Below are 23,855 nucleotides of genomic sequence, written 5' to 3' on the forward strand. Positions count from 1 at the left end.
GTCCTGTGTCAGGTGGCGGGGCGGGCGCCGGGAGTGTGGCCGAAGGTACGGCGGAAGACGTCGATGAAGGTGCTGGCGGAAGACCAGCCGCAGCGGTGGGCGACCGCGGTGACGGGGATGTCGTCCGCCAGGAGGATCAGCGCGTGGTGGAGCCTGATCTGAGTGCGCCACTGTAGGTAGGTGAGGCCGAGGTCGTCGCGGAGGCGGCGGGAGAGGGTGCGGGCGCTGGCGCCGATCTGGCGTCCGAGGTCGTCGAGTGAGCGGTTGTCGGCCGCGTCGGCGCGCAGGATGTCGTGCAGTTCGCGGAGCAGAGGGTCGGTGGGGACCGGCAGGTGTAGCGGCTGTTCAGGGGAGAGGGCGAGCTGGTCGAGCATGACCGCGCGCAGGCGCAGGTGGGGTGGGCTGTCGTTGTCGGGGTCGCGGGTGTACGCGACGATGAGTTCGCGCAAAAGGGGGCCGACGGCGAGGACGGCGGGTTTGTCCAGGCCGAGGGGGTTGTCGGTGGCGGGCAGGCCAACGAGGTGGAGGTCGAGTTCGCCGTGTGCCTGATGCTGGTGGACGGTGCCGGCGGGGATCCAGAGCGCGCGGGTGGCGGGGGCAACCCAGGAACCGGCGTCGGTGGTCACCGCGATGGTGCCCCGGCCGGCGTAAACGATCTGGTGATCGTCATGGCGGTGCGCATCGATCTCGCCGCCGGAGGCCAGGCGCTGGGTCCGGGTCGGCGCAACGGATTCGTGGCGGACTTTCTGCATCACCTGTCAATCTACCGAAGGCGCGACACCGTGTGCTTCTCCCAGCATGGGAGGGTGCGAAGGAATACATCGATCTCCCTGCTGGCCGTGGGACACGCCTGCGTCGACATCTACCAGGGCGCCGTCGCGGCGCTGATCCCGTTCTTCGTGGCCGAACGGGACTACACCTACGCGGTCGCCTCCGGCATCGTGCTGGCCGCGTCCCTGCTGTCGTCGGTGGCCCAGCCGGTGTTCGGGGCGCTCACCGACCGGTGGGCGATGCCGCGGCTGCTGCCGGTCAGCACTCTGCTGGGCGGGGTGGGCATCGCGCTCAGCGGCCTGAGCGGCTCCTACGAGCTCACCCTGTTCTTCGTCGCTGTCTCCGGGATCGGGGTGGCCGCCTACCACCCGGAGTCGGCCCGCGTGGCCCGGCTGGCCAGCGAAGGCAGTCACAGCGCGATGGGCTGGTTCTCCCTGGGCGGCAACATCGGCTTCGCACTTGCCCCGCTCATGGTGTCGGCCGTGATCGGACACGGCTCCCTGCGCTGGACGCCCGTCCTGGTCCTGCCCGCGCTCGCCGGCGCCGCTCTGTGTGTGCCCGTGCTCCGGATGCTCGCCCGGCCCGAGGCCGGCGCGCCCAAGACGGAGGCACCGCGGGGCGCCGATGATGTCGCCTCGTTCGTGAAGCTGTCCCTGGCGGTCGTCTTCCGCTCCATCGTCTTCACCGGCCTAAGCACCTTCATCTCCCTCTACGCCCAGCAGCGCATGCAGGGCAGCACCACCGCGGGCACCATCGCCCTGTTCCTGCTGTTCCTGGGCGGCGCAGTCGGCTCGGTCCTGGGAGGGTCCCTGGCCAACCGCTACGACCGCGTCCATGTCTCCCGCTGGTCCTACCTGCTCTCCATCGCCGCCGTGACCGGAGTGATCTACGCACCCGGCCCGGCCATGTTCCTCTTCGTGGCCCTCACCTCCGTCGGCCTGTACGTCCCCTTCTCCCTCCAGGTCACCCTGGGCCAGGATTACCTGCCCTCCCGTATCGGTACTGCCAGCGGCGTCACCCTCGGCCTCACCGTCAGCATCGGCGGCCTCATCAGCCCCCTGCTGGGACGCCTGGCCGACTCCACCTCCCTGAAGACAGCCCTCACCCCCCTGATCGCCATGCCTGCCCTGAGCTGGCTCCTCTTCCGCGCCCTGCCCGAACCCACCGCCCCCAAGCCTCAAGCCGACGCACCCGCGCCCGTATCCGCGCGGCAGGACGCGTAGAGCTGCACGGATCAATGTGCATGAACAAGGGCAACCGACGGAATTGACTGACCTGCAGGAACGTGGCTTCCGCCAGGCGTCGATCCCGCGCAGCCGTGTCCGCGATCCCGGGTGATGACCGCTAACGGGAGCCAGCTGCGGTGCGAGCGCAGGCAGAGCCGAGATGCCCGGCCGACCGTCGATCGCGTTTCGTCACCTGGGCAGGCCCATTCCGTCGGTGGCACCCTTCTCCCACGTGGGCACGAGACGGCTGCGACACCTCACCGCGAGCGGGAATCGGATCGCCACGACCGGAGTTGGTGAGGGAAGTTAGCCGTTTCAGGAGGGGTCATGCGAGCGATTCAGGTTTCCGAAGTGGGCGGTCCCGAGGTGCTGCGACTGGTCGACATCGATCAATCGATGCCGGGCCCGGGCCAGGCAGTCGTGGAGGTCGCCGCGTCCGGCGTCAACTTCCTCGACGTATACCACCGCCAGGGCCGGTACACCCTCCCGCTGCCCTTCACCCCGGGCACTGAGGGCGCGGGCACGGTCCTCGAGGTTGGACCCGGCGTCACCCACGTCGCTGTGGGAGACCGGGTCGGCTGGGTGGAGATTCCCGGCACCTATGCCGAGCAGGCCGTCGTGGACTCCTCCCGGCTCGTGCCCCTGCCCGACGGCGTCGACTTCGAGGCCGCCGCCGCCGTGCTGCTGCAGGGCATGACGGCGCACTACCTCGTCAAGGACGCCTACCCGGTCCAGCCAGGCGACACGGTGCTCGTGCACGCTGCTGCCGGCGGCATGGGGCTTGTGCTGACCCAGCTCATCACCCATCTCGGCGGCAGAGTGATCGGCACAACCTCGACACCGGAGAAGGCCCAGCTGGCGCGGCGCGCCGGGGCCGCCGAGGTGATCCTCTACTCTGCGGTGGACGATCTCGCGGCCGAGGTGAAGCGGCTCAATGGCGGCCAGGGCCTGCCTGTCGTCTTCGACGGCGTCGGCAGGGACACCTTCGATGCGAGCCTCGCCAGCCTGCGAACCCGCGGCCACCTGGTGCTCTTCGGCGCCGCGAGTGGTGCAGTGCCGCCCTTCGACCCCATCCGGCTCGCCCAGGGCGGTTCGCTGACCCTGATCCGGCCAAGCCTAGGGCACTTCATCGCCGATCGGTCCGAGCTGCTCCGGCGCGCCGCCGACGTGCTTGAATTGGTGCGCACCAAGGCGCTTGAGACCACCGTGACGGCCCGCTACCCGCTCGCCGAGGTCGCCCAGGCTCACCGCGATCTGGAGGCTCGGCGTACCACCGGCAAGCTGCTCGTCATCCCCTAGGGCAACCGACGGAATTGACTGACCTGCAGGAACGTGGCTTCCGCCAGGCGTCGATCCCGCGCAGCTGTGTCCGCGATCCCGGGTGATGACCGCTAACGGGAGCCAGCTGCGGTGCGAGCGCAGGCAGAGCCGAGATGCCCGGCCGACCGTCGACCGCGTTTCGTCACCTGGGCAAGCCCATTCCGTCGGTGGCACAACAAGGCCCGCACGGCGAACGAGGGCGTGCCCGCACTCCAGATCGCTTCCCTCATCGGCTGGTTCGGTGAGCTTGTCCGAGATCAACCCAGACACGACCCGCAGCCTCCCACCGCCCGACCCGCCCGGACAGTCCGCTGTCAAGCACAGTGGACCCGGGCGGCCGGATCAAGACGGCCCGGCCTGTCGGCAAACGAGCGTTTGACGACACGGAGGCGTCGTGTCCAATGAACCCGTGCAATCCGGGGGTTCGAGGCGGTGTGAATCCCATCAGATCCGATGGTGATTGCTGACAGGGTTTGACGACAGAAGGGTCCGATCCTCCGTACGGAAGGGGCCCTTCGGTGGCGAACCTGGTCTACAAGCGGGTCTCGACCGACCAGCAGTCCACCGCCCGGCAGAACCTCGCCGCCCTCGCCCGCGACCACCGGGTCAGCCGCGGCGCGATCCGCACGGCCGTCGCCGACCTTCTGCCCGACCACACCGCCACCGAGGAGGACGCCCCCGCCCCGGAGTCGCCGGTCACCCTCGACATGCCGGGCAAGGTCGCCGACTTCCTCCGCACCGCCGAACTGGAGCCCGCCGAGCGGGCCGCGCTCGACCAAGGGGCGACCGTACGGCGCGGCCAGGGCTACACCCTGCGCGTCAGCGCCGTCCCCGCCGTGCACCGACAGCTCCTCGCCCGCTGCCAGCCGCTCGACGGCAGCCAGGGTCTCCCCGCAGTCCCGGCCCAGCGCAAGGCCCGCCGCGAGTACGGGAACCGGGTCAGCGCGCTCACGCCCTGACCAAGATCGTTCTCACCGATAACCGCTGTACCGATGTTCCCCGAGGCCGGAAGCGGGCCTTCGCGGGGGCGTGGGAATCGAAGGAAGCGACGAAATCGAAACAGTCAACGACTGATTTGTCGCTCGAATGGGTGATCCGATTCACGCTGAGCGAGAGCGTGACTGCGCCACGTGGTGGGGTCGGTAGCATCAAGCACCGGCCCCCCGGGTACGCCTGGCCCGCCCACCGCCGGTCGACGTTGCCGGAGGTGCCCCATGAGCGCAGAGGCCACCAACCCTGTGAGCGCGGCGGAAGCCGCCGTCACCGATGCGACCGCCCGCAGACGCGGACGCGCCCGGATCGACCTGCGCCGGATCGGCCGCGCCGCCCTGCTCGGCGCCACCGCCGGACCGGCGCCCCGTGACCGGCTGCCCGACGCGATCAGCCATGTCGCGGAGGCGCACCGCGCCCACCATCCCGATGCCGACCTCATGGTGCTGCGGCGGGCGTACGTGCTCGCGGAGTCCTCGCACCGCGGCCAGTTCCGCAAGAGCGGCGAGCCGTACATCACCCACCCGCTCGCGGTGACCCTGATCCTCGCCGAACTCGGCGCGGAGACCACCACCCTGACCGCGTCCCTCCTCCACGACACCGTCGAGGACACCGAGGTGACGCTCGATCAGGTGCGCCGGGAGTTCGGCGACGAGGTCGCCTACCTCGTCGACGGCGTCACCAAGGTGGAGAAGATCGACTACGGCGCCGCGGCCGAGCCGGAGACCTTCCGCAAGATGCTCGTCGCCACCGGCAACGACGTCCGGGTGATGTCGATCAAGCTCGCCGACCGGCTCCACAACATGCGCACCCTCGGGGTGATGCGGCCCGAGAAACAGGCGAGGATCGCCAAGGTCACCCGGGACGTCCTCATCCCGCTGGCCGAACGGCTCGGGGTCCAGGCGCTCAAGACCGAGCTGGAGGACCTCGTCTTCGCCATCCTCCACCCGGAGGAGTACGAGACCACCCGCGCGCTCATCGCCGGCAACCCGCACGCGGGCGACGCGCTGGGTGCCGTCGCCGAACAGGTGTCGGCGATCCTGCGCGAGGCGGACATCGGCGCCGAAGTCCTCGTCCGCCCCCGGCACTTCGTCTCCGTCCACCGGGTCCGCCTCAAGCGCGGCGAGCTCCGCGGCTGCGACTTCGGCCGCCTCCTCGTCCTGGTCGCCGAGGACGCCGACTGCTACGCGGTCCTGGGCGAGCTGCACACCTGCTTCACCCCGGTGATCTCCGAGTTCAAGGACTTCATCGCGGCCCCCAAGTTCAACCTGTACCAGTCCCTCCACACCGCGATCGCCGCCCCCGACGGCGCCGTGGCCGAGGTCCTCATCCGCACCCACCGGATGCACAAGGTGGCGGAGGCCGGAGTCGTCGCCCTCGGGAACCCACACCCGGGTCAGGACGCGACGGGCCAGCCGGCGGGAACCGGCGGCGGGAAGGCGAGCGAGGGCGGGGACACCGGCGCCCTCGCCGCGCTCCCGGCGAGCGCCGACGAGCCGGGAACCACCGCTCCGACGGACGGCGCCGAGGACGGCGAGCGCGTCGACCCCACCCGCCCCGGCTGGCTCTCCCGGCTCCTCGACTGGCAGCAGGCCGCCCCCGACCCGGACACCTTCTGGACCTCGCTCCGCGCCGACCTCGCCGAGGACGACGAGATCACCGTCTTCCGCGCCGACGGCAGCGCCCCCGGCACGATCAGCCTGCCCGCCGGAGCCAGCTGCATCGACGCCGCCTACGCGCAGCACGGCGACGCCGCCCACGCCTGTCTCGGCGCGCGCGTCAACGGGCGACTCGCGCCGCTGAGCACCGTCCTCGGCGACGGGGACACCGTCCAGCTGCTGCTCGCCCAGGACACCGTGTCCGGGCCGTCCCCCGAGTGGCTCGACCACGCCCGTACCCCCGCGGCCAGGATCGCGATCACCGGCTGGCTCCGGGCCCACCCCGAAAGCGTCGCGCCCCCCGCCGCCACCACCGGGCCCCGCCCGCAGGCCGGCGTCACCGCCGACCACCGCTCCGGCGCGGAACTCCACGCCGACCTGGACGGCGAGCCGCGCGCCTCCGTCCGTCCGGCCGGCTGCTGCACCCCCGTACCACCCGACAAGATCACCGGATTCCGGGTACGCGGTGGATCGGTCACCGTCCACCGCACGGGCTGCGCGGCCGTCGACACCATGCGCAGACTGGGCCGCGACCCCGTCGCCGTCCGCTGGGGCGACACGGCCCAGGGCAGGGTCACCCTCGTCGCCGAGTCCTTCGGACGGCCCGGTCTCCTCGCCGACCTCACCGAGGCCATCGCCGTCGCCGGAGCCGCCGTCGTCTCGGCGACCGTCGAGCCGCCGAGCGAACAGCTGGTCCGTCACACGTACACCCTCCACCTGCCGGACGTGGCCCGGCTCGCCGCCCTCATGCGGGCCATGCGGGACGTGCCAGGGGTGTACGACGTGAGCCGCGCCCGCCACCGCTCCCCGGAGCCGCGGCGGGCCTGACCGGGCACGGAGGCGTGGACGCCGCGGTGTCCACAGGATGCCGCGTGGGACCCGGGCCATGACCCCCTTCGGGTGGCGGGCGAGCGCGCCGCCCGGGGGAGCGGGCCCCGCACTGGTAGCCGTAGGGCCAGTCCTCCGGAAAGGCCTGGCCCATGCCGCTCGTCCGAACCCCCCTGCCCCGCGCGCGGTGGCTCCGCTCCGCCGTCCTGGTCGCCGCCTCGGCCGGCCTCGTCGCCGCCGCGCTGCCCGCCCCGGCGCCGCTCGGCATCGGGGACCCGCTCTTCCCGCACCTCGGCAATCCCGGCTACGACGTCCTCGCGTACGCCGTCGACCTCACCTACCCCGGGGTCAACACCCAGCCGCTGGCGGCCATGACCCGGATCGACGCGCTCGCCACCGACGACCTGGAGCGGCTCAACCTCGACTTCACCCACGGCACGGTCTCCGCCGTCACCGTCGACGGCCTGGCCGCCACGTTCACCACCAGCGGCGAGGACCTGGTCGTCACCCCCGCCGTACCGATCGACGAGGGCGAATCGATCGAGGTCACGGTCAAGCACACCAGCGACCCCAGCGGTCCCGCCGACACCGGCGGCTGGGTCCGTACCAGCGACGGACTCGCCATGGCCAACCAGGCCGACGCCGCCCACCGGGTCTTCCCGTCCAACGACCACCCGTCGGACAAGGCGTACTTCACCTTCCGCATCACCGCCCCCAGCGAGCTCACCGCCGTCGCCAACGGCCTGCCCGTCGGCCGGGTCACCCGGGGCGCCACCACCACCTGGACGTACCGCACCGGCCACCCCATGGCCACCGAACTCGCCCAGGTGTCCATCGGCCGCTCCACCGTCGTGCACCGGGCCGGACCCCACGGCCTGCCCGTACGGGACGTGGTGCGCACCACCGACCGCGAGCTGATGGAGCCCTGGCTGCGCCGCACCCCCGGACACCTGGAATGGATGGAGCGGCAGGTCGGCGCGTACCCCTTCGAGACGTACGGGGTGCTCATCGCGGACGCCACCACGGGCTTCGAGCTGGAGACCCAGACCCTGTCGCTCTTCGAGCGCCGCCTCTTCACGGAACCGGCCTACCCCGAGTGGTACGTCGACTCGGTCATGGTGCACGAGCTGGCCCACCAGTGGTTCGGCGACAGCGTCTCGCCCCGGACCTGGTCCGACCTCTGGCTCAACGAAGGGCACGCCAGCTGGTACGAGGCGCTCTACGCCGAGGAGACCGCGGGCAAGTCCCTGGAACGGCGCATGAAGGCCGCCTACGCCGCCTCCGACGGGTGGCGTGCCGACGGCGGCCCGCCGGCCGCCCCCGAGCCGCCCTCGCCCGGCCACAAGATCAGCCTCTTCCGGCCCGTCGTCTACGACGGCAGCGCCCTCGTCCTCTACGCGCTCCGCCAGGAGATCGGCACCGAGGCCTTCCGGCGCCTGGAGCGCCGCTGGGTCGCCGACCACCGGGACGGCACCGCCACCACCGCCGACTTCATCGCCCTGGCCGGCGAGATCGCCGGACGCGACCTCACCGCCTTCCTCCGCAGCTGGCTGTACGAGGCGAAGACCCCGGCCATGCCCGGGCACCCGGACTGGCGCAGCCGCCCCGCCGGGGCGGCCAGGACCGCCCCGAAACCCGGATGACGGGCCCCGCGGGGCCGTGACACCATCGTCAGGTCGGCGACGCGGCCGACGGCCCGGGAATCTTCCGGTGCCCTCACGCGTTGTGACGGCATAAGACTCATCGCTTCCTCGACCACCATCGATGTGAAGCAATCGACGTAAGGATCAAATGACCTCCTCTTCTTCCCCTTCCCAGGACGAGCAGCGCTTCGCGGAGACGAGCCGTACCGAGAGCCTTCGGGCCGATGCCCTGATGGAAGAGGACGTCGCCTGGAGCCACGAGATCGACGGAGAGCGGGACGGCGACCAGTTCGACCGCTCCGAGCGCGCGGCCCTGCGCCGTGTCGCCGGCCTCTCCACCGAGCTCGAGGACGTCACCGAGGTCGAGTACCGCCAGCTGCGCCTGGAGCGCGTCGTGCTGGTCGGTGTGTGGACCTCGGGGACCGTCCAGGACGCGGAGAACTCCCTGGCGGAACTCGCGGCCCTCGCCGAGACGGCGGGCGCCCTCGTGCTCGACGGCGTGATGCAGCGCCGTGACAAGCCGGACCCGGCGACCTTCATCGGTTCCGGCAAGGCGCGCGAGCTGCGGGACATCGTGGTCGAGACCGGTGCCGACACCGTCGTCTGCGACGGCGAGCTCAGCCCCGGCCAGCTCATCGCCCTCGAAGACGTCGTCAAGGTCAAGGTGGTCGACCGGACCGCCCTGATCCTCGACATCTTCGCCCAGCACGCCAAGTCCCGAGAGGGTAAGGCGCAGGTCGCGCTCGCGCAGATGCAGTACATGTTGCCGCGCCTCCGTGGCTGGGGTCAGTCGCTCTCCCGGCAGATGGGTGGCGGCGGCGGTGGCGGCATGGCCACGCGTGGTCCCGGTGAGACCAAGATCGAGACCGACCGGCGTCGTATCCGCGAGAAGATGGCGAAGATGCGCCGGGAGATCGCGGAGATGAAGACCGGCCGCGACATCAAGCGGCAGGAGCGGCGCCGTAACAAGGTGCCGTCGGTCGCCATCGCCGGGTACACGAACGCAGGCAAGTCCTCCCTGCTCAACCGCCTCACCGGCGCGGGCGTGCTCGTGGAGAACGCGCTGTTCGCCACGCTGGACCCGACCGTCCGCCGAGCCGAGACGCCCACCGGCCGGGTCTACACCCTGGCCGACACCGTCGGCTTCGTCCGGCACCTGCCGCACCACCTGGTCGAGGCGTTCCGCTCCACCATGGAGGAGGTCGGCGAGTCCGACCTCATCCTGCACGTGGTGGACGGCTCGCACCCCGCGCCGGAGGAGCAGCTGGCCGCCGTGCGCGAGGTCTTCCGGGACGTCGGCGCGGTGAACGTGCCGGAGATCGTCGTCATCAACAAGGCGGACGCCGCGGACCCGCTGGTGCTCCAGCGACTGCTGCGGATCGAGAAGCACTCCATCGTGGTCTCGGCCCGTTCGGGCCAGGGCATGGAGGAGCTGCTCGCGCTCATCGACTCCGAGCTGCCGCGCCCGCAGATCGAGCTCGAAGCCCTCGTGCCGTACACGCAGGGCGGTCTCGTCTCACGGGTGCACGCCGAGGGCGAGGTCGAGTCCGAGGAGCACACCCCGGAGGGCACCCTGCTCAAGGCCCGGGTGCACGAGGAGCTGGCGGCGATGCTCGCGCCGTACGTTCCCGCCGCGCACTGACCTGAGGTACGACGAAGGCGCCGGCCTTCTCCCGAGAGGGAGGGGACCGGCGCCTTCTGTCATGACGAGCGGTCATGAGAGCGGTCATGGCGAGTGCCGTGGTGTCCAGGCCCGCCGTGTCGTGACGGGACGGGTCAGCGGGCGAACTTCTTGCTCACCATCTCGTGGGCGGCCTTGGCGCCCCGGCCCAACTGCGGTCCGGCGAGCCAGCCGTTGCTGCCGGCCGGGCCGATCGAGGTGTTCGACACGAGCGCCGTCTTGCCGTTCGGCAGCACCCGGAACCAGCCGCCGCCGGACGAACCGGCCGTCATCGTGCAGCCGATCCGGTACATCACCGGGGTGGCGGGTGCCGTGGTCAGTCGCGTCGCCCGATCCAGGCACTTGTGCATGATCACGCCGTTGTACGGGGGCGCCTGCGGGTAGCCCCAGGCGCCCACCGTGCCGGACTGCGCGGGCGCCGGTGCGGAGAAGTCGACCGGCAGCGCGGCGCCGACGGTCTCCTCCAGCGACTTGCCGCCCCGCTGCGGGTTCACGTGCAGCACGGCGTAGTCGTACGGCCAGGCCTGGTTGGTGCCGCCCGAGTTGATCCACTCGCCCGAGGTCACGGCCCAGTCGGCCCAGTACTGGCCGTACGGGTAGACCTCGTGCGGCTGCGCGTTGTTGAGCGCGGCGGGGGACTTGCCCAGGTCGTTGAAGGCCGGGACGAAGGTGATGTTGCGGTACCAGCCGCCCTTCTTGCCCGCGTGGACGCAGTGGCCGGCCGTCCAGACCATGTTGGACTTACCGGGCCGACGCGGGTCCTTCACGATGGTCCCGGAGCAGACCATGTGGCCCTGGGGCGAGTCGAAGAAGATCTTCCCGACTGGGGCCGCGTTGCGGTGGTACGGCGTCTTCTCGCGCTGCGCCTTGACGGGGCGGGGCGTCGGGTCGGTGCCGCCGCCTCCGGCCTGCGCGGTGATCGTCGGGTCGGGGCTCTTGGCGGACTGCATCCGCGCCGGGTCCCAGAGCCCGTCGATGACCGGGTTCACGAAGTCCTCGGCCTCACGCAGCCAGGTGTTCGTGTCCCAGTTCTTCCATTCGCCGTCCTTCCACTTGTCCAGGTCGACGCCGTGCTTCTTGAGCTTGTCGGCGAGGTCCTTGGTGAGGTCGGCGCCACCGTCTCCGGCGGCCGCGTCGTCGGTGCCCGCAGCGGAACTGCTCGCTCCGGCGGCCGGCTTGTCGGCGGCCGGGGTTTCGGTGGGGCCGCAGGCCGTGGCGGTCAGCGCGAGCGCGGTGGCCAGGCCGAGAGCGGCGGGTAGGAGTCGTACGGAACGCATGTGGTGAATTCCCCCTGAGATGTTTCCCGCGTCCGGGACGGGCCCCGTTTCCGGCGCGTTCTCGCCTTGACGTTGCCATGGACGCGTCACTTGCGGTGGACAGTATGCCGGTCGGACGGAACCCGGACGGAACCCGGGCGGAACCCGGGCGGGACGCGGGTCGCGCCCCGCCCGGACATGCCCGGACATGGGGGAGGCGGGACCCGTGGGCCCCGCCTCCCCGCCGTGCCTACTGCCCGGCGTACTTCTTGCTGACCTCGTCGAACATCGCCTTGGCCTCGGGACCGAGGCGCGGACCCGCGAGCCAACCGGCCGTCGACGGGCCGATCGAGGTGTTCGACACCAGCGCGGGCTTGCCGTCACTGCCCTGGGCGACCCAGCCGCCACCGGACGAACCGCCGGTCATCGTGCAGCCGATGCGGTACATCGTCGGCTGCTCCGCCTTCAGGGACAGCCGGCCCGGCTTGTCCTCGCACTGGAACATCTTCTGGCCGTCGAACGGCGGCGCCGCCGGGTAGCCGGTCGCCTCCATGCTCGCGATCTTCGGCACCGCCGGCGCGTTGAAGTCCACCGGAAGCGCCGAACCGACGGTCTCCTCCAGGGACTTGCTCGTGCCGCCCTTCTCCGGAGTCACCTTGATGACCGCGAAGTCGTAGGGAGCGCCCGCGCCACCGGTCGACGCGCCCTCGGCGATCCACTGGTCGGAGGTCTTGACCCAGTCCGCCCACCACACGCCGTACGGCGCGATCTGCTCGCGCGTCGCCTTCTCGAGGGCGGCGGTCGACAGGGCGGAGTCGTTGTACGAGGGAACGAAGGCGATGTTGCGGTACCAGCCGCCCTTCTTGCCCTTGTGGACGCAGTGACCGGCCGTCCACACCATGTTCGACTTGCCGGGGTGCGCGGGGTCCTGCACGACCGTGGCCGAGCAGACCATCGAGCCCTCGGGGCCGTCGAAGAAGACCTTCCCGGACTCCGCGGCGTTGCCGTGGTACTTCGGCGCCACGGCCTTCGCCCGCACCGGGTCCGGCGTCGGGTCGGTCACGCCCTCGTCACCCGAGATGTCCTCCTCCTCGACCGGCTTGTCGGGACGCTCGGCGTCCCGCATCCGGTCCGGGTCCCAGAGGTCCTCGATGATCGGGTTGACGAAGTCCTTGGCCTCACGCAGCCACTTGTCGCGGTCCCAGTTCTTCCACTCGCCGTCGCGCCACTTGTCGACGTCGATCCCGTGCTCCTTCAGACGATCCTTCAGGTCCTCCGGAATCTTGATCTTGTCGGCCGGGTTCTGGGCGGTCGCGGGCGAGCTGGGCTTGTCTCCCGCGTTCTCCTCGCTCGGTCCGCAGGCCGTAACGGTGAGCGTCAGCGCCGCGACGGCGGAAGCCGCCGTCAGCAGCGGACGAATCGATCGCATCTCGTGATCCCCCTGGGACTACGTCAACTTGTGCATGGACAGCGGCCGTGCCCGCATGGGCAGCGGCCGACGGCCCCCACTATGCCGGTGCCGGAGGGGACGGTACGCGGTCGGTCGGCGGTTCCGGCCATCGCTCGGCCGTTGCCGTGCCGTGATCCGGGACACGCCAAGTTCTTGCCTCCGGCCCGTGATCCAGGGCAGTTCGCGTCGTTGGTACGTACGGGGGACACAACGGTGGCGTTCAGGGCAGCCCTTCCGGCGGCTTCACGACGTCCCGATGTGCAACGCAACTGTTACAGCGGGAGGACACCGAGCCGTGGCCGTGACCGAATCAGCTCCGGCCGTCCCACCGGCCGCGCGGACGCAGACCCGGACGCCCGAAGGGCCCATCGCCGGACCGCCCGACGAAGCCGGCACCGGGACGCACACCCCGACGGTCCGACCCACCCCGGAGCACGGGGCCTTGGAGCGAGGGGCCTCGGACCGAGAAGTCTTGGACCGCGGCACCCCGGACCGCGGCACCCCGGACCGCGGCACCCCGGACCGCGGCACCCCGGAGCGACGGGCTGTCCCGCAGCGGGCTCGGGGTCGAGTGGCTTCGGACCAGGGCGGCGGGGGATACGAGGGCATCCTGCGGCGCCAGTCCCTGCGTGAGTCCGCCGCCCGCACCTACGCCCGCTCCCTGCCGATCGTCCCGGTGCGGGCACGGGGGCTGACCATCGAGGGCGCCGACGGCCGCCGCTACCTCGACTGCCTCTCCGGCGCGGGGACCCTGGCCCTCGGCCACAACCACCCCGTGGTCCTCGAAGCCATCAAGAAGGTCCTCGACTCCGGCGCACCGCTCCATGTCCTCGACCTCGCCACCCCCGTCAAGGACGCCTTCACCTCCGAGCTGTTCGCCACCCTGCCAGGTGAACTCGCCGACAACGCCCGTATCCAGTTCTGCGGCCCGGCCGGCACGGACGCCGTCGAGGCGGCCCTCAAACTCGTCCGCACCGCCACCGGCCGCAGCGGACTCCTCGCCTTCACCGGTGCCTACCACGGCATGACGTCCGGCGCCCTCGACGCCTCGGGCGGAGCGACCGACGTCCGCGTCACCCGGCTGCCGTACCCGCACGCGTACCGCTGCCCCTACGGCGTCGGCGGCGCCCGCGGCGCCCAACTCGCCGCCCGCTGGACCGAGAGCCTCCTCGACGACCCCAAGAGCGGCGTCACCACCCCCGCCGGAATGATCCTCGAAGCCGTCCAGGGCGAGGGCGGGGTCATCCCCGCCCCCGACGACTGGATGCGCCGGATGCGCCGCATCACCGCCGACCGCTCCATCCCGCTCGTCGTCGACGAGGTCCAGACGGGCGTCGGCCGCACCGGAGCCTTCTGGGCCGTCGAGCACAGCGGCGTCGTACCCGACGTGATGGTCCTCTCCAAGGCCATTGGCGGCTCCCTCCCCCTCGCCGTCATCGTCTACAGGTCCGAGCTCGACGCCTGGGAACCCGGCGCCCACGCCGGCACCTTCCGCGGCAACCAGCTCGCCATGGCCGCGGGCACGGCCACCCTCGCGTACGTCCGCGAGAACAAACTCGCCGAACGGGCCGGCATCCTCGGCGCCCGCATCCTCGGCCAACTCCGGGGCCTCGCCGCCGCCCACCCCTGCGTCGGCGACGTCCGCGGCCGGGGCCTCATGATCGGCGTCGAACTCGTCGACCCCGACGCGGCGGGACCGGACGACCCCGTACCCCCCGCCGCCCCCGCCCTGGCCCTCGCGGTCCAGCAGGAGTGCCTCGCCCGAGGCCTCATCGTCGAACTCGGCGGCCGCCACTCCGCGGTGGTCCGGCTCCTGCCCCCGCTCACCCTCACCGACGAGCAGGCCACCGCCGTCCTGGACCGCTTCGCCGACGCCCTGGCCGCGGCCGAACGGGCCCACACCCCCCAGCCGCCCGCCGCCCGTCGGCCCGCCGCTCCCCGGACCGCCCCCGGGCCGTCCCACTGACCCGGGCCGCCCCCGGCCCCACCCCCAAGGAAGCCCCCGTGAACGCCACGCCCCCCTCCCCAGCGCCCGAGACCGAGGCCCCCCTCGCCGTCAACCAACTCGGCTCCCAGGTCCTCACCTCCCAGGTACTCGCCTCCGCGACCCTCGACTCCCCCCTACTGGCCGCCGAGGCCCTCGGCGCCGAACTGCTCACCGCCGACGAAGCCCCCTCCCAACCCCCCGCCCCCGAGGCACCAACCCGCGCCGAACCCGCCACCACGCAACCGTGCCGCACCGAACCCAGCCGCACCGAAGTTGGCGCCACGGGATCCGGCACCGTGGGAGCCAGCGCGATGGGATCCGGCGCCACGGGATTCGGCACCGAGGGACCCGGCACCCTGGAGCCCGGCTTCACGGAGCCTGGTGTCAGGGGGCCCGGCGTGACCGCCGCCGGTCCGGGCGCGGCAGCCGCCGACGTGACCGTCCCGCGCCAGCACGTCGGTCCGTACGACCCCCGGCCGCACCGCCCGGTAACCGCCGCCGACCCGTCGGGCGACCGTGACCCGCACCGCCCGGCCGGCGCCGATCCCCTGGACGACCCCGACCCACAGCGCGCCGCCGACGCGGCCGCCGTAGAGAACCTGCTCCGCTGTTGGGTCAGGGAGAAGAACCTCCCCACCCCCGGCTCCGCCATCCTGCGCATCCCCCTCGACGCCAGTGGCACCGCCCTCCTCGTCCCCGTCCGCTACTGGTCACCCACCGGCTGGCACCGCTTCGGTGCCCCTACCCTCGAAGGGCTCCCGACCACGGCCCCCGCCGTCGACGCCGTGACCGTGGCCGCCCTGCTCAGCCGGGAGAGCGGCCGCCCCGAGGGCACCGAACTCGTCGGCCGGGTCGCCGACTCCGCTCGCCGCACCGCCGACTTCCTCACCGAGCGCCGACGCCGGCCCCAACCGCATCCGGACGCCGACCTCTTCCTCGCCGCCGAACAGTCCCTGCTGCTCGGCCACCCCCTCCACCCGACGCCCAAGAGCCGCGAAGGCCTCTCCGACGCCGAGGCCCGGCTCTACTCACCCGAACTGCACGGCTCCTTCCCCCTCCACTGGCTCGCCGTCGACTCCTCGCTCCTGGCCTCCGACTCCGCCTGGACCGAACAGGGCCGTCCCGTCTCCGCGGAGCAGATCGCCATCGGCCTCGCCGAAGGGCTCGCGCTCCCCGCCGGAACCGCGCCCCTGCCCGTACACCCCTGGCAGGCCCGCGAGCTCCTGCACCGCGCCGACATCCGCGCCCTCCTCGACGCCGGCCTCGTCCACGACCTCGGCCTCCACGGCAGCCCCTGGCACCCCACCTCCTCCGTCCGTACCGTGCACCGCCCCGGCGCGCGGGCCATGCTCAAGCTCTCCCTTGGCCTGCGCATCACCAACTCGCGCCGCGAGAACCTCCGCAAGGAACTCCACCGCGGCGTCGAGGTCCACCGGCTGCTCCGCACCGGCCTCGTCGACGAGTGGCAGGCCGCCCACCCGGGCTTCGACATCGTCCGCGACCCCGCGTGGCTCGCCGTCGACGCCCCGGACGGCGCCCCCGTCCTCGGGCTCGACCTCATGATCCGCCACAACCCCTTCGGGCCCGGTGACGACGCCGTCTGCATCGCCTCCCTCACCGCCCCCCGTCCCTGGCCGGGCGCCACCGTCATGCGCTCGCGCCTGGCCGACGTCGTCGGCCGCCTCGCCGCCCGCACCGGCCGCCCCACCACGGCCGTCTCCGCCGAGTGGTTCCTCCGCTACCTCGACCAGGTCGTCCGCCCCGTCCTCTGGCTCGACGGACACGCCGGCATCGCCCTGGAGGCCCACCAGCAGAACACCCTGGTGCTCCTCGACCCCGACGGCTGGCCGGTCGGCGGCCGTTACCGCGACAATCAGGGCTACTACTTCCGTGAGTCCCACCGGAGCGAGCTGGAGAGCCGCCTCCCCGGCATCGGCGCCGACAGCGACACCTTCGTCTCCGACCAGGTCACCGACGAGCGCTTCGCCTACTACCTCGGCATCAACAACGTCCTCGGCCTGATCGGCGCCTTCGGCGCCCAACACCTCGCAGACGAGCGCGTCCTGCTCGCGGCCTTGCGCAGTTTCCTCACCTCCGCCACCAGCCTGGGATCCCCCCTGCCGCACCGCCTCCTGGAGGCCGCGACCCTCCGCAGCAAGGCCAACCTCCTCACCCGTCTGAACGGCATGGACGAACTCGTCGGCCCTGTCGACACCCAGTCCGTCTACGTCACCGTCACCAACCCCCTCCGCACCTGAGCCCGCCTTCCGAGGACCCACGACCCGACCGCACCGCCGAGAGGAGAGCGACACCGTGTCACCCACCCGCCCACCGGCCGACCCGCCCGGCGACGACACCCTTGACCTGAGGCTCGACGAACTCGTCGCCCTCCTCGAAGGCGGTCACGCCGACGCCGGACTCCTCGACGGCGACCTGCTGGACTCCGTCGCCTCCTGGGACCCGGCCGACACGCCCGTCGGCCGCTTCCAGCTCGTCCCCGTGCGACTCGAACGGGACCTGCCGCTCCTCACCCGATGGATGAACGACCCCGCCGTCGCCGCCTTCTGGGAACTGGCCGGACCCGAGACCGTGACCGCCGAGCACCTGCGCGCCCAGCTCGAAGGCGACGGCCGCAGCGTCCCCTGCCTCGGCGTGCTCGACGCAGCGCCCATGAGCTACTTCGAGATCTACCGCGCCGACCTCGACCCGCTCGCCCGGCACTACCCGGTACGCCCCCACGACACCGGTATCCATCTGCTGATCGGAGGCGTCACGGACCGGGGCCGTGGCGTCGGCAGCACACTTCTGCGCGCCGTCGCCGATCTCGTCCTCGACCACCGACCCCGCTGTACCCGCGTCGTCGCCGAACCCGACATCCGTAACACCCCCTCCGTCTCTGCCTTCCTCAGCAGCGGCTTCCGCTATGCAGCGGAAGTCGACCTTCCCGACAAACGAGCGGCGCTCATGATGCGTGACCGCGCCCTCCGTCACGTTCTGTGAACAACCCTCTGTCTTCTATACACCGCTCGCCCCATAGCGGTTCCCACTCCGAGGAGTCCTCGTGTCGATGTCCCCTGCACCCCACGACTCCGCACAGCCCACGCACTCCGCACCGTCTCCCGCCCCTTCGACCACGGCCGGAACGCCGCCCGTACCCAAGCCGACTCCGGCACCCGCACCGACTCCGGCACCCGCACCGACTCCGGCACCCGCACCGGCGCCGTCACCCGGACCTGCGCCGGAACCCGCACCGGCGCCGGCGCCCGAACTGCTCGCGCCCCCCGAGCTGAACGCCGCCGCCTGGAGCAGGGCCTCCTCACGACTGCTTGCCAAGGCCGTCGCCGAGTTCGCCTACGAGGAGATCGTCGAACCCGCCTCCGTGGCAGACGAACCCGGCCTCCACTCCCTGAGGCTCGACGACGGCACCGCCCTCACCTTCCAGGCTCGCCGAGGCGCCTACGGCAGCTGGTACGTCGCCGCCGACTCGATCACCCACGAGGGCCGGCCCATGACCGACGCCCTCGACTTCCTGGTCCGGGCCCGCCGTCTCCTGCAGCTCGACGGCGCCACCCTCGGCCATCTCATCCGCGAGCTCTCCGCCACCCTCGCCGCCGACGCCCGCCTCGACCACACCGCCCTCCCCGCCGCCCGGCTCGCCGACCTCTCCTACGCGGAACTCGAAGGGCACCAGACAGGCCACCCCTGGCTCGTCCTCAACAAGGGCCGCATCGGCTTCTCCGCCACCGACGCCGCGCGCTGGGCCCCCGAAGCCCGCCGCGCCACCCGGCTGCCGTGGATCGCGGTCAGCAACCGCCTCGCCGCCTACCGGGGGGTGTCCGGACTCGACACCCCCGACCGCCTCTACGCCCAGGAGCTCGACCCCGAGGTCCACGCAGCCTTCCGCGCCGAACTGACCGCCCGCGGTCACGAACCCGACGGCTACCTCCTCCTGCCCGTCCACCCCTGGCAATGGGACGAGATCCTGCTCCCTCTCTACGCCCCGGCCATCGCCGCCGGGACCGTCGTCCCGCTCTCCTCGGACGGCGACCTCCGTCTGCCGCAGCAGTCGGTCCGTACGTTCCTCAACACCAGCCGACCCGACCGGCACACCGTCAAACTCCCGCTGTCGGTGCTGAACACCCTCGTCTGGCGCGGTCTGCCCACCGAACGCACCCTCGCGGCACCCGCCGTCACCGCCTGGGTCCACGGCCTCCGTGACGCCGATCCGTTCCTGCGGGACGAGTGCGGGGTGATCCTCCTCGGCGAGGTCGCCTCCGTCACCGTCGAACACCCCCTGTACGACCGGCTGCCCGAAGTCCCGTACCAGTACAAGGAACTCCTCGGCGCGATCTGGCGCGAACCGCTCCGGCTGCCCCCGGGGGAGCGGGCCCGTACCCTCGCCTCCCTGCTCCACACGGACTCCGCCGGGCGGGCGTTCGTCGCCGAACTCGTCGAGCGCTCCGGGCTCGCCCCCGTCGTCTGGCTCCAGCGCCTCTTCGCGGCGCTGCTGCCGCCGCTGCTGCACTTCCTCTACCGGTACGGCACGGTCTTCTCCCCGCACGGCGAGAACGCCATCGTCGTCTACGACGAAGAGGACGTCCCCGTACGTCTGGCGATCAAGGACTTCGTCGACGACGTGAACATCAGCGCCCAGCCACTGCCCGAGCACGACACCCTGCCGGACGACGTGCGCGCCGTCCTTCTCACCGAGGAGCCCGACTTCCTCGTCCAGTTCATCCATTCGGGGCTCTTCGTCGGAGTCTTCCGATATCTGGCTCCGCTCTGCGAGGAACAACTCAAGGTGCCCGAGAAGGACTTCTGGTCCCTCGTCCGCGCCGAGATCCTCCGCCACCAGGCGAGCTTCCCCGAGCTGAAGGAACGGTTCGAGCTGTTCGACCTCCTCACCCCCCGGATCGAGCGGCTCTGCCTCAACCGCAACCGTCTGCACCTGGACGGCTACCGGGACCGCCCCGAGCGCCCCCACGCGGCTGTCCACGGGACCGTCCCCAACCCGCTCGCGTGACCCGCGCGCGTGCTCTGGCTGTCAGTGGCGCCCCGTAGGCTGGAACCGCTATGACGAAGCCATCCCTCCCCGACCTCCTCCACGCCGCCGTCTCCGCCGTCGGCGGCACGGAGCGGCCCGGCCAGGTCACCATGGCCGAGGCCGTGGCCGAGGCCATCGACGACAATTCCCACCTCCTGGTCCAGGCCGGTACCGGCACGGGCAAGTCGCTCGGCTATCTGGTGCCGGCGCTGGCCCAGGGGGAGCGGGTGGTGGTGGCCACGGCCACCCTGGCGCTGCAGCGCCAGCTCGTCGAGCGCGACCTTCCGCGGACGGTCGACGCACTGCATCCGCAGCTGCGTCGCCGCCCGCAGTTCGCCATGCTCAAGGGCCGGTCGAACTACCTCTGTCTGCACCGGCTCCACGAGGGCGTCCCGCAGGACGAGGAGGACGGCCTCTTCGACCCCTTCGAGGCGGCCGCGCCCACCAGCAAGCTGGGCCAGGACCTGATGCGGCTCCGGGACTGGTCGGACGAGACCGAGACCGGGGACCGGGACGACCTGACCCCGGGCGTCTCCGACAAGGCCTGGGCCCAGGTCTCGGTCTCCTCCCGGGAGTGCCTCGGCGCGAGCAAGTGCGCGTACGGGCCGGAGTGCTTCGCCGAGGCGGCCCGCGAGCGGGCCAAGCTCGCCGACGTCGTCGTCACGAACCATGCCCTGCTCGCCATCGACGCCATCGAAGGCGCCCCGGTGCTCCCGCAGCACGAGGTGCTGATCGTCGACGAGGCGCACGAGCTGGTCTCCCGGGTCACCGGGGTCGCCACCGGCGAGCTCACCCCGGGCCAGGTCAACCGTGCCGTGCGCCGGTCCGCCAAGCTGGTCGACGAGAAGGTCGCCGACCAGTTGCAGACCGCAGCCGAGGGCTTCGAGCGGGTCATGGAGTTGGCCCTGCCGGGGCGCCTGGAGGAGATCCCGGAAGATCTCGCGTACGCCCTGATGGCGCTGCGGGACGCGGCCCGCGCGGTGATCACGGCGCTTGGTTCCACCCGCGACCGGTCCGTGCAGGACGAGGACGCGGTGCGCAAGCAGGCGATGGCCTCCGTGGAGACCGTGCACGGTGTCGCGGAGCGGATCACGCAGGGTTCGGAGTACGACGTCGTCTGGTACGAGCGTCATGACCGTTTCGGGGCATCGGTGCGGGTCGCGCCGCTCAGTGTCTCGGGCCTGCTGAGGGAGAAGCTGTTCACGGAGCGGTCCGTGGTCCTGGCCTCGGCCACGCTCAAGCTGGGCGGCGACTTCAACGGCGTCGGAGCCTCGCTCGGTCTCGCTCCGGAGGGCACCACGGGCGACGACCTGCCCGTCTGGAAGGGGATCGACGTCGGCTCGCCGTTCGACTACCCCAGGCAGGGCATTCTCTACGTCGCCAAGCACCTCTCCCGCCCCGCGCGGGACGGGGACCGGGGTGACATGCTCGATGAGCTGACCGAGTTGATGCAGTCGGCCGGCGGGCGGACGCTCGGTCTGTTCTCGTCCATGCGTGCGGCCCAGCAGGCGGCGGAGGAGCTGCGGAACCGGGTTCCGGAGCTGCCGATCCTGCTCCAGGGCGAGGACACGCTGGGCGAGCTGATCAAGAACTTCGCGGCCGATCCGAAGACCTGTCTCTTCGGCACGCTGTCGCTCTGGCAGGGCGTGGATGTCCCGGGGACCAGCTGTCAGCTGGTCGTCATGGACAAGATCCCCTTCCCGCGCCCGGACGATCCGCTGATGAGCGCCCGGCAGAAGGCCGTCGAGGAGGCGGGGGGCAACGGCTTCATGGCGGTCGCGGCGACCCATGCCGCCCTGCTGATGGCCCAGGGCGCGGGCCGCCTCGTGAGGGCCACGGGAGACCGAGGTGTCGTGGCGGTGCTCGATCCCCGCCTGGCGACGGCCCGGTACGGCAGCTATCTGAAGGCCTCGCTGCCCGACTTCTGGTACACGACGGACCGCAACCAGGTACGGAAGTCGTTGGCGGCCATCGACACCGCGTCGAAGGCGGCCGGCGCCTGACGCTCACCACGACTGATCCCCGGTACCCCGGGGCCCTCCCGGACACGGCAGGGCCCCGGGACCGGCGCAGTGGGTCCCGGGGCCCGGTCAGAGCCGGCGAGGTGTGTCACACCCGCCGGAGTACCGCCACGACCTTGCCGAGGATCGTCGCCTCGTCGCCGGGGATCGGCTGGTACGCCGCGTTGTGCGGGAGCAGCCAGACATGACCGTCCTCGCGCTTGAAGCGCTTGACCGTGGCTTCGCCGTCCAGCATGGCCGCGACGATGTCGCCGTTCTCCGCGACGGGCTGCCGCCGGACGGTGACCCAGTCGCCGTCACAGATGGCGGCCTCGATCATCGAGTCGCCGACGACCTTGAGGACGAACAGCTCGCCGTCACCGACCAGCTGCCGGGGGAGAGGGAAGACGTCCTCGACGGACTCCTCGGCGAGGATCGGGCCACCGGCGGCGATCCGGCCGACCAGGGGCACGTACGACGCGGCGGGCTTGCCAGTGGTGTCCGTCGGCTGAGTGCTCGGCTGGTCGGAGCCGCGCACCTCGTACGCCCGGGGGCGGTGCGGGTCGCGGCGGAGGAAGCCCTTTCGCTCGAGCGCCATGAGCTGGTGCGCCACGGAGGACGTGCTGGACAGGCCGACGGCCTGCCCGATCTCGCGCATCGACGGCGGGTAGCCGCGCCGCTGGACCGAGTCGCGGATGACTTCGATGACCCTTCGCTGCCGGTCGGTGAGACCGGAGCTGTCGGCTCGGATGCCTGGAGGTCGCCCGGGGAGGGCGCGGGCAGGTCGCCCGGGGTCCTCACCGTTCATGCTTGTGTCATTCATGGCGTGCACCGGCTCGAGTCGGCCCTGGGAGCGGTCCTGGGCGGTGATGGTGGCACTGTCTGCGGTGGTGGTCACGTCGTCGGCCCCTCTCGAATGGTCTCCCTGGCTGGCACAACGGTAGTGGCTTTCGAAAGGTTGCGCCAAACACACGTTCGAGTGAAAATTCGCAGATTGCCTTACGCCTGTACGTACGCGGGTGTATGAGCGCTCTCGCGCCGCCGTCCCAATTCGGTCGTTACGGTAACCTTCGCCGCTGGGTCGCGCGCGGTGCACCCTCCCAGTGTCGCACCCGTAGGGGCGGAATCGCGGGAGCGGGCGCGCTGCGACACGCGGAGGGTCCGGAAACGCTCCCAACCCAAGATCTAGTGGTTGGATGGCATCGGCCACCCAGGGGTAGTGGTCCCCGGTCTGCCGGGGGTGCCCACATCGCCTATGCTGGTGGTCGCTTCGCAGGGCCTTGACGGTCGGGTGAGGTTCACCAGTCGTGCCATGAGGGAGGGTCGGAACCAATGCACTGCCCCTTCTGCAGGCACCCCGACAGTCGTGTCGTCGACAGTCGCACCACCGACGACGGGACGTCGATCCGACGCCGTCGCCAGTGCCCCGACTGCTCCCGTCGTTTCACGACGGTGGAGACGTGCTCGCTCATGGTGGTGAAGCGGTCCGGCGTCACCGAGCCCTTCAGCCGTACCAAGGTCATCTCCGGCGTACGCAAGGCGTGCCAGGGGCGACCGGTCACCGAGGACGCCCTCGCCAAGCTCGGCCAGCGGGTCGAGGAGGCGGTGCGCGCCACCGGCAGCGCCGAGCTGACCACTCACGACGTGGGTCTGGCCATTCTCGGCCCGTTGCAGGAGCTCGACCTCGTCGCGTACCTGCGCTTCGCGTCCGTGTACAAGGCTTTCGACAGCCTCGAAGACTTCGAGGCCGCCATCGCGGAACTCCGCGTGCGGCCTCCCGCTGAGAACCGCGGGACCGGTGCGACCCCTGAGGTCCCCGTTCCCGCCACCGCCGCCGACTGATCGGCGGTCCGGGCCTCGTGCCCGGCGACCGGCCGCCGAGCGGCCCGGCAGACGTGCCCCGAGCGACCCCCGTGGCGCTCGTGGCAGCAGTACAGAACGACGTACAGAAGACGGTGCCCTGGGACTATCTGGGCGCCAAAGTGTGTTTTGCCCGTATAT

The 23,855-nt window shown here is 71.6% G+C and carries 16 protein-coding genes; 12 read left to right on the plus strand and 4 right to left on the minus strand.

Annotation, left to right across the window (positions count from 1 at the left end; translation table 11 throughout):
- Positions 1-8: 8 nt before the first annotated feature.
- On the minus strand, positions 9-752 hold the full coding sequence (locus OG514_RS22450) for a helix-turn-helix transcriptional regulator (RefSeq protein WP_266897466.1): 744 nt from the start codon (positions 750-752) through the stop codon (positions 9-11).
- Positions 753-806: 54 nt separating this feature from the next.
- Here OG514_RS22450 and OG514_RS22455 point away from each other — a divergent pair, with 54 nt between their 5' ends.
- The 6 genes from OG514_RS22455 (at position 807) to hflX (ending at position 10,078) form a co-directional block, all read left to right on the plus strand.
- Positions 807-1,994: an MFS transporter gene (locus OG514_RS22455; RefSeq protein ID WP_266897468.1), complete on the plus strand. Its 1,188-nt coding sequence runs from the start codon at positions 807-809 to the stop codon at positions 1,992-1,994.
- Between the two features lie 330 nt (positions 1,995-2,324).
- Positions 2,325-3,296 carry a quinone oxidoreductase gene (locus OG514_RS22460; protein ID WP_266897470.1) on the plus strand — a complete coding sequence of 324 codons (972 nt, stop codon included), beginning with the start codon at positions 2,325-2,327 and terminating at the stop codon, positions 3,294-3,296.
- A gap of 539 nt (positions 3,297-3,835) precedes the next feature.
- Positions 3,836-4,276, plus strand: a complete 441-nt coding sequence (locus OG514_RS22465) for a resolvase (protein ID WP_266897472.1) — start codon at positions 3,836-3,838, stop codon at positions 4,274-4,276.
- A gap of 255 nt (positions 4,277-4,531) precedes the next feature.
- Entirely contained in the window at positions 4,532-6,793 is a 2,262-nt protein-coding gene (locus tag OG514_RS22470; protein WP_266897474.1) for a bifunctional (p)ppGpp synthetase/guanosine-3',5'-bis(diphosphate) 3'-pyrophosphohydrolase, read from the plus strand.
- A 152-nt stretch (positions 6,794-6,945) separates the two neighbouring features.
- Positions 6,946-8,436, plus strand: a complete 1,491-nt coding sequence (locus OG514_RS22475; RefSeq protein WP_266897476.1) for a M1 family metallopeptidase — start codon at positions 6,946-6,948, stop codon at positions 8,434-8,436.
- A gap of 148 nt (positions 8,437-8,584) precedes the next feature.
- Complete coding sequence (gene hflX / locus OG514_RS22480; protein ID WP_266897478.1) at positions 8,585-10,078, plus strand: GTPase HflX; 1,494 nt, start codon at positions 8,585-8,587, stop codon at positions 10,076-10,078.
- A 134-nt stretch (positions 10,079-10,212) separates the two neighbouring features.
- On the opposite strand, the gene OG514_RS22485 is transcribed toward hflX, so the two are convergent.
- Entirely contained in the window at positions 10,213-11,394 is a 1,182-nt protein-coding gene (locus tag OG514_RS22485) for a serine protease (RefSeq protein ID WP_266897480.1), read from the minus strand.
- 229 nt (positions 11,395-11,623) lie between these two features.
- Complete coding sequence (locus tag OG514_RS22490) at positions 11,624-12,802, minus strand: serine protease (protein WP_266897482.1); 1,179 nt, start codon at positions 12,800-12,802, stop codon at positions 11,624-11,626.
- 592 nt (positions 12,803-13,394) lie between these two features.
- Between OG514_RS22490 and OG514_RS22495 the strand changes: the two genes are divergently transcribed.
- From OG514_RS22495 to OG514_RS22515, 5 genes are all read left to right on the plus strand, one after another.
- Entirely contained in the window at positions 13,395-14,789 is a 1,395-nt protein-coding gene (locus tag OG514_RS22495; RefSeq protein WP_266897484.1) for a diaminobutyrate--2-oxoglutarate transaminase family protein, read from the plus strand.
- 38 nt (positions 14,790-14,827) lie between these two features.
- Positions 14,828-17,068 (plus strand): IucA/IucC family siderophore biosynthesis protein, encoded by a 2,241-nt coding sequence (locus tag OG514_RS22500; RefSeq protein ID WP_266897486.1) that lies wholly within the window; start codon positions 14,828-14,830, stop codon positions 17,066-17,068.
- A 55-nt stretch (positions 17,069-17,123) separates the two neighbouring features.
- Entirely contained in the window at positions 17,124-17,810 is a 687-nt protein-coding gene (locus tag OG514_RS22505; protein WP_266897488.1) for a GNAT family N-acetyltransferase, read from the plus strand.
- A 67-nt stretch (positions 17,811-17,877) separates the two neighbouring features.
- The gene (locus tag OG514_RS22510; RefSeq protein ID WP_266897490.1) at positions 17,878-19,833 is read left to right on the plus strand and encodes an IucA/IucC family siderophore biosynthesis protein; all 1,956 of its coding nucleotides are present in this window, start codon (positions 17,878-17,880) and stop codon (positions 19,831-19,833) included.
- Between the two features lie 50 nt (positions 19,834-19,883).
- A complete protein-coding gene (locus OG514_RS22515; protein ID WP_266897492.1) occupies positions 19,884-21,857 on the plus strand; it encodes an ATP-dependent DNA helicase in 1,974 nt (657 codons plus the stop codon).
- A gap of 106 nt (positions 21,858-21,963) precedes the next feature.
- On the opposite strand, the gene lexA is transcribed toward OG514_RS22515, so the two are convergent.
- Positions 21,964-22,752, minus strand: a complete 789-nt coding sequence (gene lexA / locus OG514_RS22520; RefSeq protein WP_030325322.1) for a transcriptional repressor LexA — start codon at positions 22,750-22,752, stop codon at positions 21,964-21,966.
- 434 nt (positions 22,753-23,186) lie between these two features.
- Here lexA and nrdR point away from each other — a divergent pair, with 434 nt between their 5' ends.
- Positions 23,187-23,696: a transcriptional regulator NrdR gene (gene nrdR / locus OG514_RS22525; protein WP_030325324.1), complete on the plus strand. Its 510-nt coding sequence runs from the start codon at positions 23,187-23,189 to the stop codon at positions 23,694-23,696.
- Positions 23,697-23,855: the final 159 nt, after the last annotated feature.

The organism is Streptomyces sp. NBC_00572 (assembly GCF_026341815.1).
GTDB lineage: Bacteria > Actinomycetota > Actinomycetes > Streptomycetales > Streptomycetaceae > Streptomyces.